The sequence below is a fragment of the Polynucleobacter sp. MWH-HuK1 genome (assembly GCF_018881815.1).
GTDB lineage: Bacteria > Pseudomonadota > Gammaproteobacteria > Burkholderiales > Burkholderiaceae > Polynucleobacter.
In genome coordinates this window covers 1,385,966-1,402,592 of sequence record NZ_JACVPP010000001.1, presented here as the reverse complement: position 1 = coordinate 1,402,592, position 16,627 = coordinate 1,385,966, and the positions used below count along the sequence as shown (strand labels likewise).

Below are 16,627 nucleotides of genomic sequence, written 5' to 3'. Positions count from 1 at the left end.
ATACGAAAATTGCCGTAAAGCGATAGAATACTCAAAAAGTAGAATAAACGAGACAGTCAAGTCGTGCAGGCTAGCTATAGCTGAGCGGCTTTTTATCCAAAAACCCTATAAACACTCACTACAAGAGACTATGAACGCACCACAAGCCTTTGAATCAAAAGAAGATATTGGCCACTATGTTGGCGGAAATGTTGTTAACCCTAAAGATGGCCGTTTTGCTGATGTCTACAACCCTACTAAGGGATCTGTTGCCCGCCGTGTTGCCCTTGCTAGCCGTAAGGAAGTCGATGCTGCCGTAGCAATTGCGCAAAAAGCTTTTGAGAGCTGGAGTCAAACTAGCCCCCTACGCCGTTCCCGTATCTTGTTTAAGTACTTAGAACTCTTAAACGCTAATCGCGATGAATTGGCTGCGATCATTACAGCAGAGCATGGCAAAGTATTTACTGATGCGCAAGGGGAAGTTACTCGTGGAATTGAAATTGTGGAATTTGCTACTGGCATTCCAGAATTGCTCAAAGGTGACTACACAGAACAAGTTTCTACAGACATTGATAACTGGGTAATGCGTCAACCATTGGGCGTAGTTGCTGGTATCACGCCATTTAACTTCCCTGTCATGGTGCCAATGTGGATGTTCCCAATGGCAATCGCTTGTGGCAATACATTCATTCTGAAGCCTAGCCCTACTGACCCAACTGCATCTTTGTTTATGGCTAAGCTCCTCAAGGAGGCAGGTCTACCTGATGGTGTATTTAACGTCGTTCAGGGCGATAAAGAAGCGGTTGATGCCTTGATTGAAAATCCAGTTGTTAAGGCTGTAAGTTTTGTAGGCTCTACCCCAATTGCGAACTACATTTATGAGCGCTGCGCTCACTTTGGCAAACGTTCACAAGCTTTGGGCGGCGCTAAGAATCACATGGTCATCATGCCTGATGCTGATATTGATAAAGCAATTGACGCATTGGTTGGTGCTGCATACGGCTCAGCTGGCGAACGCTGTATGGCGATTTCAGTGGCAGTCTTGGTTGGTGATGTTGCTGAAAAGATCATGCCAAAATTGATCGAGCGCACAAAGACGCTGAAGGTGAAGAACGGCATGGAGCTTGATGCCGAAATGGGCCCAATTGTTTCTAAAGCAGCCCTTGAGCGTATCACTGGCTATATCGAGAGTGGCGTAGCTTCTGGCGCAAAATTATTAGTTGATGGTCGCGGCCTCAAAGTACCTGGTAATGAAAATGGCTTCTTTATCGGCGGCACATTATTTGACAATGTCACCCCCGATATGAAGATCTACTTAGAAGAAATCTTTGGACCAGTATTGTCTTGCCTACGCGTTGCGAACTTTACTGATGCATTAAACCTTGTGAATTCATGCGAGTTCGGCAATGGCGTTGCTTGCTTCACTAGTGATGGCAATATTGCTCGCGAGTTTGCGCGTCGTGTACAGGTTGGTATGGTTGGTATTAACGTGCCTATTCCTGTGCCAATGGCGTGGCATGGTTTTGGTGGCTGGAAAAAGTCCATCTTCGGTGATATGCATGCATATGGCAAAGAAGGTGTCCGTTTTTATACCAAGCAGAAGAGCGTGATGCAGCGCTGGCCTGAAAGCATAGCTAAGGGCGCAGAGTTTGTGATGCCTACCTCTAAGTAATCCTTGGGTTTAAATAGCAAAAAGCGATCTTCGGATCGCTTTTTTATTTGCTGAGTTGTTATTAGAGGATTACTGAAGAGTATTTTTTAATGCTGGAATAATTGGCATTGATAGCACATCAATACCCTCTTCCCTTAAGGCTTCAGCCTCATCCAAAGTTGTCTGACCGCGAATACTTCTCTCCGGGGATTCTTTGTAGTGAATCTTTCTGGCTTCAGCAGCAAAAGAGTCGCCGACATCTTCAGAACGGCCCATAAGCTCTCTCATACCCTTCAAGAAGGCCGCTTGAACTTGCGCCTCTAGCTGGGAATGATCGCTGCCAGTAAGCGCAACCACACCTCCACTCAGATTTTCAGATTCAGTCTTAGGCATTGCTAACTCTGCAGAAGATGATTTACCAATATGCGGCGCTGATGGCATGCGGGTAATTTCTGTGCTATCACAAACCGGACAGGCAAGCATTCCTTTATCTTGTTGGGCAAGATAATCTTCTTCTGAAGCAAACCACCCCTCAAAACGGTGATCTAAGGGGCAAGCTAAGTTATAGACTTTCATAAAACGTATATAGGGGCAAAAACGATAAATTCAATACCCCTATTTTAATCGGGTTTAGAAACGCCCTATTCGATCGGGGTTGGTTTAACCAGACCCCTGCGATAACGGTCTAGCCAATAGGCTGAAATCGTGGTTTTAACGTCCGTAATCTCGCCATTCTCGACCCACCCGATTAGCTGGTCTAGGGGTGCGGCAAAGACGTCCAAGAACTCCTCATCATCAAGATGACTCTTACCAGGAACCAAGTCTTCAGCCAAGTAAATATCAATAAGTTCAGTTGAGTAAGAAATTACCGGATGAATGCGGCGAATGTAACTCCACTTCTTGGCCGTATAGCCCGTCTCTTCCTCGAGCTCTCTTTTAGCGCATAGAAGATGGTCTTCACCAATTTCTAACTTACCCGCCGGAATCTCTATACAAGCTTTTGCGATTGGGTAACGATATTGGCGTTCCAGAAGTACCCTGCCATCATCAAGAATTGCAACAACCGCTACAGCCCCGGGATGCGTTAAATACTCGCGCACAGCTTCTTCGCCATTCGGCAAAGCAATTTTGTCGCGCTTCATCTTCAGAAAAATACCGCCATAAATATCTTCACCAGAAATGCGCTCTTCGCGTAAATGAGAATCGCCTGCTGGTAGATCGTTAAATGATTTTTCAGTCATTTACTTATCCTTTTGAAAATCGATGACCTCATCATACAAAACAGCCATGACACTTGAATGTCATAAACAATAAAGGCTCCCTAAGGAGCCTTTAATTACATTGGGCTTTGCATTAGGAGCCCAATAAAGTGCGACGCATAGCATCTAAGCATAAACCCATTAATCCAGCAGGAATGATGCCGATCGCCAATACCAAAATACTATTTAAACCCAAGATGCCTTTTGCAAAACCAGAACCACTAACGGTGATCTCATGCTCAGGCTCATCAAAGTACATTACCTTGACAACTCGGAGGTAGTAAAAAGCGCCGATCAAGGAAGCAATCACAGCGATTACAGCCAAGAAAGTATGCTCTGCATCAACCAGGGCCTCAAGAACACCTAACTTAGCAGCAAAGCCCACCGTTGGCGGGATGCCAGCCAATGAGAACATCATCACAAGACCAATAAAGGCAAACCATGGGTGCTTCTTATTGAGGCCTTTCAAGCCATCCAAGGTTTCGCAGTCATAACCCTTACGTGACAGAACCATCAATAAACCAAAGGTGCCTAGGGTAGTTAAAACATAGGTAATGGCGTAGAACATTGCTGCGCTGAAAGCATGGTCATCAAATACAGACAACATACCTAAAAGAACAAAGCCCATTTGCGCAATGGCTGAGTAAGCCAGCATACGCTTTACGTTGGTTTGAGCGATCGCAGTAACGTTACCTACAACTAAAGATAAGACTGCCAGCAATACCAACATCGGTTGCCAGTCGCCTAGCAATGGCAATAATGTATTTACCAACAAACGGAACAACAATGCAAAAGCAGCAAGTTTTGGAGCTGCTGCGATCATCAATGTAACAGCCGTTGGTGCGCCCTGATAAACATCAGGCACCCACATATGAAATGGCACTACGCCTAATTTGAATGCCAAGCCGGCTACAATAAAGACTAAGCCAAATGCCATAACCAGGTGGTTAACTCTAGGGTCGGCTACAACCTTAAAAATTTCGATCAGATCCAATGATCCGGTTACGCCATACAACATGGACATACCGTAAAGCAAGAATCCAGAAGCCAATGCACCTAAGATAAAGTACTTAATACCAGCCTCAACACTCTTTTCGCTGTTGTGACGCATTGCCACCAGGGCGTATGTAGGCAAAGCCATTAACTCAAGACCGAGATACAAGGTCAACAGATTTGCGCCAGAAATCAATACAAATTGACCAAGCAAAGCAAGCAAAGCCAATACGATGAAGTCCGGGCGGAATAAAGCACGATCCATCAAATACTGCTTGGAATAAATCAAGCTTACCAATACAGCTATGCAAGAGCACGCTTTGAGCAAGTTTGAAAAAGGATCCGACTGGAACAGGCCATTCATTGCAACTAGAGGTGGATCAGCCATGCGACCTACAAAAGCAAAAACTAAGCAAACCAACAAAATGATTGTGAAGAAATAAACAAAGCCGACTCCACGAGGGGTATGGAATACATCTTGCTCAACACCGGGAGTTGTTATCACTCTTTCGGGAACGTAAACACTCGCAACTAGTAGTAAACAGGTTGCAATCAGTAAAACAAGTTCCGGCAGGATGGCGTATAGGTCGAATGCTTGCATTTGTGCTTACTCAGAGTTTGCTAACAGCAACATGCTGTAGGAGATTAATCACAGCTGGATGAATGATGTCAGTGAATGGCTTTGGATAAACACCCATACCAATCACACAGATCGACAGAACAGCCATCAAGAAATATTCACGGCAGTTTAAGTCTTTCAACTCTTCTACATGAGCGTTATTGATCGCGCCAAAAAATACGCGCTTAACCATCCATAATGAATAAGCAGCACCCAAGATCAAAGCTGTTGCTGCCAAGATACCAATGACAAAATCATAATCAACGGCAGCCAGAATCACCATGAACTCGCCTACGAAACCAGAAGTTGCAGGCAAGCCGCAGTTAGCCATTGCCATCAATACCGCAAACACAGTAAATGCAGGCATACGATGTACAACGCCACCGTAATCAGCGATCTGACGTGTATGCATACGGTCGTAAAGCACGCCAATAGAAAGGAACATTGCGCCTGCTACAAAACCGTGAGAAATCATTTGCACAATACCGCCCTCAATACCCAAAGGACTAAAGAGGAAGAAACCTAGGGTTACAAAACCCATATGCGCCACAGATGAATAAGCAACCAGCTTCTTCATATCCTTCTGGACCAGGGCAACTGCACCCACATAGATCACAGCAACCAAAGATAGGAAGATTACAAATGGTCCCAAATACTGACTTGCATCTGGAGCGATAGGCAATGAAAAGCGCAGGAAGCCGTAAGCACCAAGCTTCAACATAATCGCAGCCAAAACTACGGAACCACCTGTTGGCGCCTCAACGTGAACGTCTGGCAACCAAGTATGCAATGGCCACATTGGAACTTTTACAGCAAACGCCATAAAGAACGCAGCAAACAATAGGATCTGCTCAACGATATCTAAACGGGTATTTTGCCAAGCCAAGATATCAAAGGTATTGGTTACGTTGTACAGATAAAGCATGGCAATCAAGGTAAGCAAAGACCCGAGCAAGGTGTACAAGAAGAACTTGAATGCTGCGTAAATACGATTATGGCCACCCCACACACCAATAATGATGTACATCGGGATCAACGTTGCCTCAAAGAAGACATAAAACAATAAGGCGTCTAGGGCACAAAATACACCAATCATTAATCCTGATAGGATCATGAAAGAGGCCATATATTGAGACACTTTCGTTTCAATCACTTCCCATGCAGCTATCACCACAATGATATTGATGAAAGCAGTGAGAACTATGAACCAAACGGAGATACCGTCGATCCCCAAGTAATAGCTAATGTCGTAGCGCGGAATCCAGCTAAGTTTTTCAACAAACTGCATGCCAGGATTTGCAATATCAAATTGCAATATCAAAGGTAATGTTGCAATGAAGCCGAGTACGGCACCGATAAGAGCTAACCAGCGAACGCCGGCAGTTGGCTTCTCAGACCCATAAAACAAAATAATGAGTCCAAAGACAATCGGGGTCCAGATGGCGTAAGAAAGAATCATAGTGGCTACTTAAGTAACAAAGGCCTAGCGAACAAAAGGCAGATAAGCGTACAAAACCCAAGCTAACAATACCGCTAGGCCCGCAATCATTGCGAATGCATAGTGATAAAGATAACCGGATTGCAAATGGCGAATAACTCCAGCAAAGCGCCCTACTGAATGCGCACTGCCGTTAACAAAGAATCCATCGATAACCTTTTGGTCGCCGCGATGCCATAGGAAGCCACCAATCCAAATGAGGCCCTTAGCAAATACAGCTTGGTTGATTTCATCGAGATAGTATTTGTTATCAAACAATTTCTTAACAGGTGCAAATGTTTCAGCAACTTTGCCAGGCAATTTTGGTGCCCACAAATAACCAATGGCTGCAGTCAACACACCCAGCACAACCAGGAGTAACACTGGCGATGTGAAAGCATGTATTGCCATAGCAACTGGACCATGGAATTCATCTTCCAATTCTTTCATCACTGGATGGCGTGCCAAATCAATAAATATTGAATCGCCAAAGTATGTTCCAAACAACAATGGAGAGATGGTGTAGAAGCCAATGATCACAGATGGAATTGCCAAGAGAATTAGTGGCAAGGTCACAACAAACGGTGACTCATGTGGTTTTTGACCAGGCGCTAATCCATGATGTGCATGATCATCGCCCTGCTCTGCATGATGATGATGGTCATGTGCATCATCATGGCCCCAGCGCGCTTTACCGTGGAATACAAAGAAATATAAACGGAAGGAATACAAGGCTGTTACAAATACACTCGCCATAACTGCAAAGTAAGCAAATCCAGAACCAGGAATATGACTTGCAGCGACCGCTTCAATAATCGAGTCTTTTGAATAGAAGCCGGAGAAGAATGGTGTACCTACAAGTGCCAAGTTACCCAGCAACATCATGAGACAAGTAATCGGCATATATTTCCAGAGACCACCCATCTTACGCATATCTTGCTCATGATGCATACCTAGAATCACGCTACCAGCAGCAAGGAACAATAAGGCCTTAAAGAAAGCATGAGTCATCAAGTGGAAGATGGCAACTGGGTAAGCAGAAACACCCAAAGCAACAGTCATGTATCCAAGCTGAGACAAAGTGGAATAAGCAACCACCCGCTTGATATCGTTTTGGACTATGCCAAGAAAGCCCATAAAGAGCGCAGTGATAGAGCCAATCACCAAGATAAAGCTCAAAGCAGCATCAGACAACTCGAATAATGGTGACATGCGTGACACCATAAAGATGCCAGCGGTAACCATTGTTGCAGCATGAATCAATGCAGAAATGGGGGTTGGACCTTCCATTGAATCGGGCAACCAAACATGCAATGGAAATTGAGCTGATTTACCCATGGCGCCAATAAACAAGCAAATACAAGCAACCGTCATTAAATTCCAGTTGGTACCAGGCAATGTTTGCGCTGCTAAAGCAGAATTCTGAGCAAAGATCACGTCGTACTGCATCGAGCCAGTGCTTGCTAACAAAATACCGATACCAAGAATGAAGCCAAAATCACCAACGCGGTTAACCAAGAATGCCTTCATATTGGCAAACACCGCAGATTGGCGCTCAAAGTAGAAGCCAATCAGCAAGTATGAAACCACACCAACCGCTTCCCATCCAAAAAAGAGCTGTAATAGGTTATTACTCATTACCAACATCAACATGGCGAAGGTAAATAAAGAAATATAGGAGAAGAAACGGTTGTAGCCCTCTTCACCATGCATATAACCTATGGTGTAGATGTGAACCATCAGCGACACAAAGGTCACTACGCACATCATTGTTGCTGTAAGGGGGTCAATTAAGAAGCCAATATCGAGATTGAGTTCACCCAATTGCATCCAGCGGTACACAGTTCCATTGAAATAAAAACCATCCATCACTTGCACTAAAACATTGCAGGACAAAACAAATGCAATTGTTACGCCCAGAATAGTTACAAACTGACTGGCGCCATGCCCAATTCGATTGCCGCCTAATTTAGTACCAAAGAATCCAGCAATGATGGAGCCAACCAATGGCGCCAAAGGAATTGCGCAGAGTACGGGAATATTTAAGGTCAATTGCATGACTAGCCTTTAAGGTGGTCAAGATCTTCGGCATTAATGGTGTCAACCTTACGGAAGAGCACAACCAAAATTGCCAAGCCGATAGCCGCTTCAGCAGCTGCCACTGTCAAAATAAAGAATACGAATACTTGACCTGCCATATCTCCCAAGTAGTGAGAGAAGGCAACGAAGTTCATGTTGACCGCAAGAAGCATTAATTCGATTGCCATCAGCAATACGATCACATTCTTGCGATTTAAGAAAATGCCAATAACGCTAGTTGCAAAGAGAATTGCACTAAGCACTAAATAGTGAGCGAGAGTAATACTCATTTCTTCTCTCCTCTTGAATCTTGCTTAGCAGCCATGTCTGAGCCCATTTTTACAATACGCATACGATCCGTAGCAACCACATTGACTTGTTCGTGAATATTTTGTGACTTAGAGTCCTTACGATTGCGCAAGGTCAAAGCAACGGCAGCAATTATTGCCACCAATAAGATCACACCAGCCACCTCAAACGCGTAAACGTAATCAACAAAGATCAGCATACCCAAAGCTTGAGTATTGTTTGCCATCATTTCTTCTGGCATCGGCTGCACTGGCGCATTAGTTCCAATAAAGCTACGAATGATCACTATAGAGAGTTCAAGAACAATCACAGCGCCCATCAAGAAAGCAACTGGCAGGAATTTTTTGAAATCTCGACGCAAATGTTCTAGATCCAAATCGAGCATCATGACTACGAAAAGGAATAAAACCATCACCGCACCAACATAAACCAAGATCAAGGCCAGACTCAAAAACTCGGCTTTAAGCAACATCCAAAGGCCAGAGGCGCAGAAAAAAGCCAAGACCAAGAATAAAGCTGCATGGACTGGATTTCGAGCTGTGATCACACGCAATGCAGAGATAACGAGTAATCCTGCAAAACCGTAGAAGAAAACAGCAAACAAAGTAGATGGATCGAATGTCATATTCAGTTCAGCTCAATTCGATTAACGGTAAGGTGCATCAGCTGCACGGTTAGCGGCGATATCTTTTTCATATTTATCGCCAACAGCCAAAAGCATGTCCTTAGTGAAATACAGGTCACCACGCTTATCGCCAAAATATTCAAAAATATTGGTTTCAACAATTGCGTCCACGGGACAAGCTTCTTCACAGAATCCGCAGAAAATACACTTTGTTAAATCAATGTCATAACGACTGGTACGGCGAGTACCATCATCACGCTCAGCGGTCTCGATAGTAATTGCATATGCTGGACAAACTGCCTCACAGAGTTTGCAACCAATGCATCGCTCCTCGCCATTTTCATAACGACGAAGTGCATGTAAACCGCGGAAGCGATTAGACAATGGAGTCTTCTCGTCTGGATACTGAACAGTGATTTTTGGCTTAAAAAGATAGCGGCCAGTAATAGACATGCCAGTTAGGATGTCCTTAAGCATCAAGCTATCGAGGAATTGGGAAATTTTCTTAAACATGATTAGTCAACTTATTTCCAAATATTCCATGGGGACACAACCCATGCGCCGATAACAACCACCCAGAATACGGAGATGGGAATAAAAATCTTCCAACCCAAACGCATAATTTGGTCATAGCGATAGCGTGGCAATGTGGCACGCAACCAGATCACGCAAGACAGGAGGAAGAATGTCTTGCCAAAAAGCCAGAAGAAACCTGGAATATCGCGCAAGATTGGCAAATCAACGATCGGCAACCAGCCACCCAAGAACATGATTGATGCAACAGCAGCAATCAAAATCATATTGGCGTATTCCGCCAAGAAGAACATCGCAAAAGACATGCCTGAATACTCAACCATGTGTCCCGCAACGATCTCAGACTCGCCCTCAACGACGTCAAATGGGTGACGGTTGGTTTCGGCAACGCCGGAAATAAAGTAAATCAAGAACATTGGCAACAATGGGAGCCAATTCCAAGATAGAAAATTCAGACCCATATCCGCAAACACACCCTGCTCTTGAGATGACACGATGGCGCTTAAGTTTAGAGAACCAGATGTCAGCAACACTGTTACCAAAGCAAAGCCCATCGCAATTTCATATGAAATCATTTGGGCTGATGCGCGCATTGCACCGAGGAAAGGATATTTCGAATTGGATGACCAGCCGGCCAAAATCACTCCATAAACACCGATCGATGAGATAGCCATGATGTAAAGCAAACCAGCATTAACATCAGCCAAAACCATCTTTGCTTGAAATGGGATGACAGCCCATGCTGCAAACGCAGGCATGATCACCATAATTGGCGCAATGAAATACAGCACTTTGCTTGCCTGAGCAGGAGCAATAATCTCCTTCATCAAAAGCTTCAACGCATCTGCAATTGGCTGCAATAAACCTAACGGACCAACACGGTTTGGTCCAAGACGAATATGCATCCAACCAATAAGCTTTCTTTCCCAAAGGGTTAAGTAAGCTACGCAACCAAACATTGGCAATACGATAACGACGATTCGCACCAAAGCCCAAACCAATGGCCAGAAAGAACCAAATATGGCTTCACCATGAGTGGTAACGATGTTCAAGAAATCATCCATCTCTGACCTTATGCCTTACTAACAGTTACAGGGCCAAACATAGAACCCAATTTCGCACTAGCCATAGTGCCAGCAGAAATTCTGACGGCGCCTGGCGCTAGATTTACTTCTAATGTTGCTGGCATATCTACTGACAGGCTGCCCTGAGTTACCCGTACAGCGTCGCCCTCTTTCAAGCACAATTCAGAGAATGTATTTTGATTTAAGCCAACTTGATTTCCGCGTTTCGCATCCCGTGTAAGTTGTAGAGCAGACGAACGACGAACAATTTGATCGCCAGAATAAATATTGACATCAGCCAAGCGCTCAAGGCCATTCAATGGGGCTGTATTTCTATTGGAAATAGAAGTTGCCGAAGCCTTATTGTCCAAGCGTGTGCAATAGTTCTCCGGTAAAGCCTCTCCCAAGACTTCTTCAGGAAGATTAAACAAGAAACCATTAAGACCTAAAAGACCGCCCAGTACACGAATTACTTTCCATGCCGGACGTGAATCACTTAAGGGCTTCACAGAAGGCTGAATGGTTTGGGCTCTACCCTCTAGGTTTACAAATGTAGAAACTGTTTCTGTGAATGTGGAAATTGGCAGAATGACATCGGCTACCTCAAGCAAATCTGCACTCTTATAAGCGCTCAATGCGATCACAGTGTTTGCCTTAGCTAAAGCAGCACGCGCTGCCGCAGGATTTGGAAGGTCCGCATCAGGTTCGATATTCATCAAGATTACTGCACGGCGCTCGCCAGACAGAACTGATTCAACACCAGCGCCGTTAGCGTTAACCAATGAAGCACCCACAGAGTTTCCGCCAACTGGCAAGAAGCCTAAAGTTGCACCAGTTTGCTCAGCAATAAATTGGGCCAGTACATGTATATCAGATGCATATTGATGTGCAATAGCGGCGGAACCAAGCAATACAGCTGCTGATTCACCAGAAACTAGACTATCTGCAATTTTTTGGGCTGCAGATGAGACGGTTAAGTTAGCTGTGCCAGCTGGTACGCTAACTGATTTAACCTTAGCAACAGCATGGGCCACTTCGCTTAATGCATTAAGCCATGCACTTGGGGTAGCGGTTATGCCGGTACTTGGAATTAACCAGTCATCACCACCAGCATCAATACGCGATACTTGTAATCCACGTTTGCTTGCACCACGAATACGGGCAGCTAATAATGGCTGATCCTTACGCAAGAAGCTACCAACCACCAATACGCGATCCAATTCATTGATCTTAGCAATCGGCATACCGAGCCAGGGCGCGCTTGCAGAAGCAGCAACATCAGATTGACGTAAACGAGTTTCCACTTGCGTCGAACCTAAACCGCGAACCATCTTTTGCAATAGATGCAATTCCTCAGCGCTAGAAATTGGGTGAGCTAAAGCACCAATTGCTTCAGATCCACTCTCCGTCGCGATAGTCTTCAATGAATGCGCTACATAATCAAGCGCTGATTGCCAATCTGTTTCAAGCCACTGTCCACCCTGCTTCACCATTGGTGTTGTAGCACGATCAGCACTATTTAAACCTTCATAAGAGAAGCGATCGCGATCGCTAATCCAGCATTCATTAATTGCTTCATTCTCCAAAGCAACAACGCGCATCACTTTATTGGCTTTAGTTTGAACTGTAGTGTTTGCACCTAAACTGTCATGAGGACTTACAGAACGCTTGCGACCCAATTCCCAAGTACGCGCAGCATAGCGGAATGGCTTACTGGTCAAGGCGCCTACTGGGCATAAGTCGATCATGTTTCCAGAAAGCTCTGAATCCACTGTCTGACCAACGAAAGTAGTAATTTCTGAATGCTCTCCACGGTTGACCATACCTAATTCCATCACGCCAGCAACCTCTTGACCGAAGCGAACGCAACGTGTGCAGTGAATGCAACGAGTCATCTCCTGCATGGATATCAAAGGTCCAACATTTTTATGGAACACAACGCGCTTCTCTTCATCGTAGCGAGAATTGGATTTACCATAACCTACCGCCAAATCTTGCAACTGGCACTCACCACCTTGGTCGCAAATTGGGCAATCCAATGGGTGGTTAATGAGCAAGAATTCCATCACAGAACGCTGTGCCTCTACCGCCTTAGCTGAGTGCGTAAATACCTTCATGCCTTGGGTAACTGGTGTTGCACAAGCGGGCAAAGGTTTTGGAGCTTTTTCAACTTCAACTAAGCACATACGGCAGTTAGCAGCGATTGATAGTTTCTTGTGATAGCAGAAGTGAGGAACGTAGGTGCCGAGCTTGTTCGCGGCGTGCATCACCATCGAACCTTGCGGAACTTCTACTGCCTTACCATCTAATTCGATTTCTACCATGCTCACTTTTAGATATCCCGTGCTCTAAATCTTTATAAAGGTTTCGCAGAATCTAAGCAGCGCTTATGTTCTACGTGATACGCAAATTCATCCATGTAATGTTTCAACATGCCACGTACTGGCATTGCTGCTGCATCACCTAAAGCGCAAATCGTACGACCCTGAATATTGGCTGCTACGTCATTAAGTAAATCCAAATCCTCTGGACGTCCTTCTCCATGTTCAATACGGTGAACAATGCGCCATAACCAACCAGTACCTTCACGACAAGGAGTGCACTGACCACATGATTCTTCGTGATAAAAATAAGACAAGCGCTCTAATGCGCGAACCATGCAACGTGTTTCATTCATCACAATCACGGCACCTGAACCCAGCATCGACCCAGCTTTAGCAATGCTGTCGTAATCCATTGTGAGCTCCATCATTTGAGCACCAGGCACAACAGGCGAAGATGAACCGCCAGGGATAACAGCTTTTAATGCCTTGCCATCACGCATCCCACCAGCAAGTTTCAATAACTCCGCAAATGGAGTGCCTAAAGGAATCTCATAGTTGCCGGGGTGAACCACATCACCAGAGACAGAGAAGATTTTTGTTCCGCCGTTATTTGGCTTACCAAGATCTAAGTAGGCCTGACCACCAATTGCCAAGATGAATGGCACGGCAGCGAATGTTTCGGTGTTGTTAATCGTTGTTGGTTTTCCATAAAGACCAAAACTTGCCGGGAAAGGGGGCTTAAAGCGTGGTTGGCCCTTCTTACCTTCCAAGGATTCTAACAATGCAGTTTCTTCACCGCAGATGTATGCACCCCAACCTGGAGAAGCGTGTAACTGGAATGAAAAGTCACTGCCTAAAATTTTGTCGCCCAAGTAACCTGCAGCGCGCGCTTCTTCTAAAGCCTCTTCAAAACGCGAATACACTTCCCAGATTTCGCCATGGATATAGTTGTAGCCAGTTGAAATTCCCATGGTGTACGCACCAATAATCATGCCTTCAATCAAAGCATGTGGGTTGTAGCGCATGATGTCACGGTCTTTAAAAGTACCCGGTTCACCTTCGTCACTATTACAAACTAAATACTTTTGACCGGGAAATTGACGGGGCATGAAGCTCCACTTCAAACCCGTTGGGAAGCCTGCACCACCACGTCCACGTAGTGATGAAGCTTTCAATTCAGCAATGATAGCATCAGGCGCAATTTTATCGTTTATTAAGCGACGTAATTGCTGATAGCCACCACGACTTTCGTAGTCTTTTAAACGCCAGTTGTCACCATTTAATCCGGCAAGGATCAAAGGCTTGATATGACGATCGTGCAAGCTGGTCATGCTACTTTCCCTTCTGCACGCAATTCATTTAACAATGCATCAATCTTCTCTTTGCTCATGAAGCTGCACATACGTTTGTCATTCACGAGCATTACAGGGGAATCTCCGCATGCTCCCATGCATTCCCCCTCTTTGAGGGTAAATGTACCGCATGGGGTAGTTTCGTTGTAACCAATACCAAGTGTTTCTTTGAGGTATGTGGCAGCGGTTTCACCATGTGTTAACTGACATGGCAAGTTTGTGCAAATTACCAATTTGTACTTACCAATTTTTTTGGTGTTGTACATGTTGTAGAAAGTCGCGACTTCATCAACAGCAATGCTTGGCATTTCTAGAATCTGAGCAATAGTCTCGATGACTTCAGGAGAAACCCAACCCACTTCTGTTTGAGCGGCAATTAAGCAAGCCATTACTGCAGATTGTTTTTGCTCTGGCGGGTACTTGGCGATATTGCGATGAATATCAGCCATTGTTTTATCGGATAGTTGAAGAGTTGTAGTCATTAAATAATCCTTGGCACGCTAATTAGCGGTCAATCTCCCCGAACACGATATCTTGAGTACCGATGATAGTTACCGCATCAGCCAACATATGGCCACGTGACATCTCATCCATTGCAGATAAATGCACGAAACCTGGTGCACGTATTTTCATGCGATATGGTTTGTTGGCACCATCAGAAATCAAATAAATACCAAACTCGCCTTTTGGGTGCTCAACAGCAGAGTAAGCCTCGCCATCCGGAACGTGGATACCTTCAGTAAAGAGTTTGAAATGGTGAATCAATTCTTCCATATTGGTTTTCATATCCACGCGCTTCGGTGGAGAAACCTTATGGTTATCGCTCATTACAGGACCCGGATTTGCTTTTAACCAAGCCACACACTGTTTAATGATGCGATTGGATTGACGCATTTCTTCCATGCGCACTAAATAACGATCATAAGAGTCGCCATTGACACCCACTGGAATATCAAAGTCGAGACGGTCATACACTTCATATGGCTGCTTCTTGCGCAAATCCCACTCGATTCCAGAACCACGCAACATTGGTCCAGTAAAGCCAAGTTGTAATGCCCTCTCAGGAGAAACAATACCGATATTGACCAAGCGCTGCTTCCAAATACGGTTATCCGTTAAAAGATTGCAATACTCATCAACATTGGCGTCAAAGCCATTTGTGAACTGCTCAATGAAATCCAATAAGGTACCGCTGCGGTTTTCATTCAGACGCTTTACTGCAGATGCGCTGCGAATCTTAGATTTATTGTACTGAGCCATTTGGTCTGGCAAATCACGATATACGCCGCCTGGACGATAGTAAGCGGCGTGCATACGGGCACCAGATACCGCTTCATACATATCAAAGATATCCTCACGATCACGGAAGGCATAAAGAAACACCGCCATAGCACCAACGTCAAGACCATGACAACCAATCCACAGCAGGTGATTCAACAAGCGAGTTAGCTCGTCGTACATTACGCGAATGTACTGAGCACGCAAAGGAACATCAACTTGCAACAATTTTTCAATGGCCATGACATAGGCATGTTCATTGGACATCATCGAAACATAATCCAAGCGATCCATGTATGGAACGTTTTGAATCCATGTACGAGTTTCAGCTAATTTTTCTGTAGCGCGGTGCAACAAACCAATATGAGGATCAGCGCGTTGGATAACCTCACCGTCGAGCTCTAGCACCAAGCGCAATACGCCGTGCGCAGCTGGATGCTGAGGGCCAAAATTGAGGGTGTAGTTCTTAATTTGTGCCATGACTTAAACCGGACCTCCATACTGCTCTTCACGAACAATGCGTGGAGTAATTTCGCGAGCCTCAATCGTGACCGGCTGATATACAACGCGCTTCAACTCTGGGTCATAACGCATTTCTACATTACCGCTGATTGGGAAATCTTTTCTAAATGGATGACCAATAAAGCCATAGTCAGTCAAGATACGACGCAAGTCATCATGGCCATCAAACAAAATACCGTAGAGGTCAAACGCTTCACGCTCAAACCAGTTAGCGGAATTCCATACTGGAGTAATTGAGGCAACCAAAGGATAGCTATCGTCAGGTGCAAATACACGCACACGCAAGCGCCAGTTGTGCTCTAAAGACAATAGGTGACTTACAACGCCAAAGCGCTGACCGCCCCATGCACCCTCACGAAACTCTTGGTAATCTACGCCACACAAATCAATCAATTGCTCAAAAGCAAGAGATGGGTCATCGCGTAACAACATAGCAGACTCAAAATAGGCATCTGCATTCACAACAACAGTGACTTCACCCAGAGCAATTTCAACTGATTGAATGCGTTTGCCTAAAACTTTTTCCAAATTTGCAGCTAATTGATTTAAACGATCTGACATG

The 16,627-nt window shown here is 44.9% G+C and carries 15 protein-coding genes; 1 reads left to right on the top strand and 14 read right to left on the bottom strand.

Going from position 1 to position 16,627, the window contains the following annotated elements; all coding sequences use genetic code 11:
* The first annotated feature begins 130 nt into the window (after nt 1-130).
* Nucleotides 131-1,651 (top strand): CoA-acylating methylmalonate-semialdehyde dehydrogenase, encoded by a 1,521-nt coding sequence (locus ICE93_RS07225; protein WP_216186925.1) that lies wholly within the window; start codon nt 131-133, stop codon nt 1,649-1,651.
* A gap of 69 nt (nt 1,652-1,720) precedes the next feature.
* Here ICE93_RS07225 and ICE93_RS07220 read toward each other — a convergent pair whose 3' ends face one another.
* From ICE93_RS07220 to ICE93_RS07155, 14 genes are all read right to left on the bottom strand, one after another.
* Nucleotides 1,721-2,206 (bottom strand): DUF1178 family protein, encoded by a 486-nt coding sequence (locus ICE93_RS07220; RefSeq protein ID WP_216186923.1) that lies wholly within the window; start codon nt 2,204-2,206, stop codon nt 1,721-1,723.
* Between the two features lie 65 nt (nt 2,207-2,271).
* Complete coding sequence (locus tag ICE93_RS07215; protein WP_216186921.1) at nt 2,272-2,871, bottom strand: NUDIX domain-containing protein; 600 nt, start codon at nt 2,869-2,871, stop codon at nt 2,272-2,274.
* Between the two features lie 112 nt (nt 2,872-2,983).
* Nucleotides 2,984-4,483 carry an NADH-quinone oxidoreductase subunit NuoN gene (gene nuoN, locus ICE93_RS07210; protein ID WP_216186919.1) on the bottom strand — a complete coding sequence of 500 codons (1,500 nt, stop codon included), beginning with the start codon at nt 4,481-4,483 and terminating at the stop codon, nt 2,984-2,986.
* Between the two features lie 10 nt (nt 4,484-4,493).
* Nucleotides 4,494-5,960 (bottom strand): NADH-quinone oxidoreductase subunit M, encoded by a 1,467-nt coding sequence (locus ICE93_RS07205; RefSeq protein WP_216186917.1) that lies wholly within the window; start codon nt 5,958-5,960, stop codon nt 4,494-4,496.
* 24 nt (nt 5,961-5,984) lie between these two features.
* Nucleotides 5,985-8,036: an NADH-quinone oxidoreductase subunit L gene (nuoL, locus tag ICE93_RS07200; protein ID WP_216186915.1), complete on the bottom strand. Its 2,052-nt coding sequence runs from the start codon at nt 8,034-8,036 to the stop codon at nt 5,985-5,987.
* 2 nt (nt 8,037-8,038) lie between these two features.
* The gene (nuoK, locus tag ICE93_RS07195) at nt 8,039-8,347 is read right to left on the bottom strand and encodes an NADH-quinone oxidoreductase subunit NuoK (protein WP_068323029.1); all 309 of its coding nucleotides are present in this window, start codon (nt 8,345-8,347) and stop codon (nt 8,039-8,041) included.
* On the bottom strand, nt 8,344-8,991 hold the full coding sequence (locus ICE93_RS07190) for an NADH-quinone oxidoreductase subunit J (RefSeq protein WP_216186913.1): 648 nt from the start codon (nt 8,989-8,991) through the stop codon (nt 8,344-8,346). Before ICE93_RS07190 ends, nuoK begins: the two co-directional genes overlap by 4 nt.
* A 21-nt stretch (nt 8,992-9,012) precedes the next feature.
* Entirely contained in the window at nt 9,013-9,504 is a 492-nt protein-coding gene (gene nuoI / locus ICE93_RS07185; RefSeq protein WP_215350009.1) for an NADH-quinone oxidoreductase subunit NuoI, read from the bottom strand.
* Nucleotides 9,505-9,515: 11 nt separating this feature from the next.
* Entirely contained in the window at nt 9,516-10,589 is a 1,074-nt protein-coding gene (nuoH, locus tag ICE93_RS07180; protein ID WP_216186911.1) for an NADH-quinone oxidoreductase subunit NuoH, read from the bottom strand.
* Nucleotides 10,590-10,597: 8 nt separating this feature from the next.
* Nucleotides 10,598-12,913 (bottom strand): NADH-quinone oxidoreductase subunit NuoG, encoded by a 2,316-nt coding sequence (nuoG, locus tag ICE93_RS07175; RefSeq protein WP_216186909.1) that lies wholly within the window; start codon nt 12,911-12,913, stop codon nt 10,598-10,600.
* A 32-nt stretch (nt 12,914-12,945) separates the two neighbouring features.
* Nucleotides 12,946-14,244, bottom strand: a complete 1,299-nt coding sequence (nuoF, locus tag ICE93_RS07170) for an NADH-quinone oxidoreductase subunit NuoF (RefSeq protein WP_216186907.1) — start codon at nt 14,242-14,244, stop codon at nt 12,946-12,948.
* Nucleotides 14,241-14,747, bottom strand: coding sequence for an NADH-quinone oxidoreductase subunit NuoE (gene nuoE, locus ICE93_RS07165; RefSeq protein ID WP_216186905.1), 507 nt, complete (start codon nt 14,745-14,747; stop codon nt 14,241-14,243). The genes nuoF and nuoE overlap by 4 nt, the downstream gene beginning before the upstream one ends.
* 22 nt (nt 14,748-14,769) lie before the next feature.
* A complete protein-coding gene (locus ICE93_RS07160) occupies nt 14,770-16,023 on the bottom strand; it encodes an NADH-quinone oxidoreductase subunit D (protein WP_216186903.1) in 1,254 nt (417 codons plus the stop codon).
* 3 nt (nt 16,024-16,026) lie between these two features.
* Entirely contained in the window at nt 16,027-16,626 is a 600-nt protein-coding gene (locus ICE93_RS07155) for an NADH-quinone oxidoreductase subunit C (protein ID WP_216186901.1), read from the bottom strand.
* Nucleotide 16,627 lies beyond the last annotated feature (1 nt).

Coding starts and splice junctions, on each gene's coding strand:
- ICE93_RS07225 (WP_216186925.1), top strand. CDS start 131: ATGAACGCACCACAAGCCTTTGAATCAAAAGAAGATATTGGCCACTAT.
- nuoE (WP_216186905.1), bottom strand. CDS start 14,747: ATGACTACAACTCTTCAACTATCCGATAAAACAATGGCTGATATTCAT.
- ICE93_RS07155 (WP_216186901.1), bottom strand. CDS start 16,626: ATGTCAGATCGTTTAAATCAATTAGCTGCAAATTTGGAAAAAGTTTTA.
- nuoL (WP_216186915.1), bottom strand. CDS start 8,036: ATGCAATTGACCTTAAATATTCCCGTACTCTGCGCAATTCCTTTGGCG.
- ICE93_RS07215 (WP_216186921.1), bottom strand. CDS start 2,871: ATGACTGAAAAATCATTTAACGATCTACCAGCAGGCGATTCTCATTTA.
- nuoI (WP_215350009.1), bottom strand. CDS start 9,504: ATGTTTAAGAAAATTTCCCAATTCCTCGATAGCTTGATGCTTAAGGAC.
- ICE93_RS07205 (WP_216186917.1), bottom strand. CDS start 5,960: ATGATTCTTTCTTACGCCATCTGGACCCCGATTGTCTTTGGACTCATT.
- ICE93_RS07190 (WP_216186913.1), bottom strand. CDS start 8,991: ATGACATTCGATCCATCTACTTTGTTTGCTGTTTTCTTCTACGGTTTT.
- nuoK (WP_068323029.1), bottom strand. CDS start 8,347: ATGAGTATTACTCTCGCTCACTATTTAGTGCTTAGTGCAATTCTCTTT.
- nuoG (WP_216186909.1), bottom strand. CDS start 12,913: ATGGTAGAAATCGAATTAGATGGTAAGGCAGTAGAAGTTCCGCAAGGT.
- ICE93_RS07160 (WP_216186903.1), bottom strand. CDS start 16,023: ATGGCACAAATTAAGAACTACACCCTCAATTTTGGCCCTCAGCATCCA.
- nuoN (WP_216186919.1), bottom strand. CDS start 4,483: ATGCAAGCATTCGACCTATACGCCATCCTGCCGGAACTTGTTTTACTG.
- nuoH (WP_216186911.1), bottom strand. CDS start 10,589: ATGGATGATTTCTTGAACATCGTTACCACTCATGGTGAAGCCATATTT.
- ICE93_RS07220 (WP_216186923.1), bottom strand. CDS start 2,206: ATGAAAGTCTATAACTTAGCTTGCCCCTTAGATCACCGTTTTGAGGGG.
- nuoF (WP_216186907.1), bottom strand. CDS start 14,244: ATGACCAGCTTGCACGATCGTCATATCAAGCCTTTGATCCTTGCCGGA.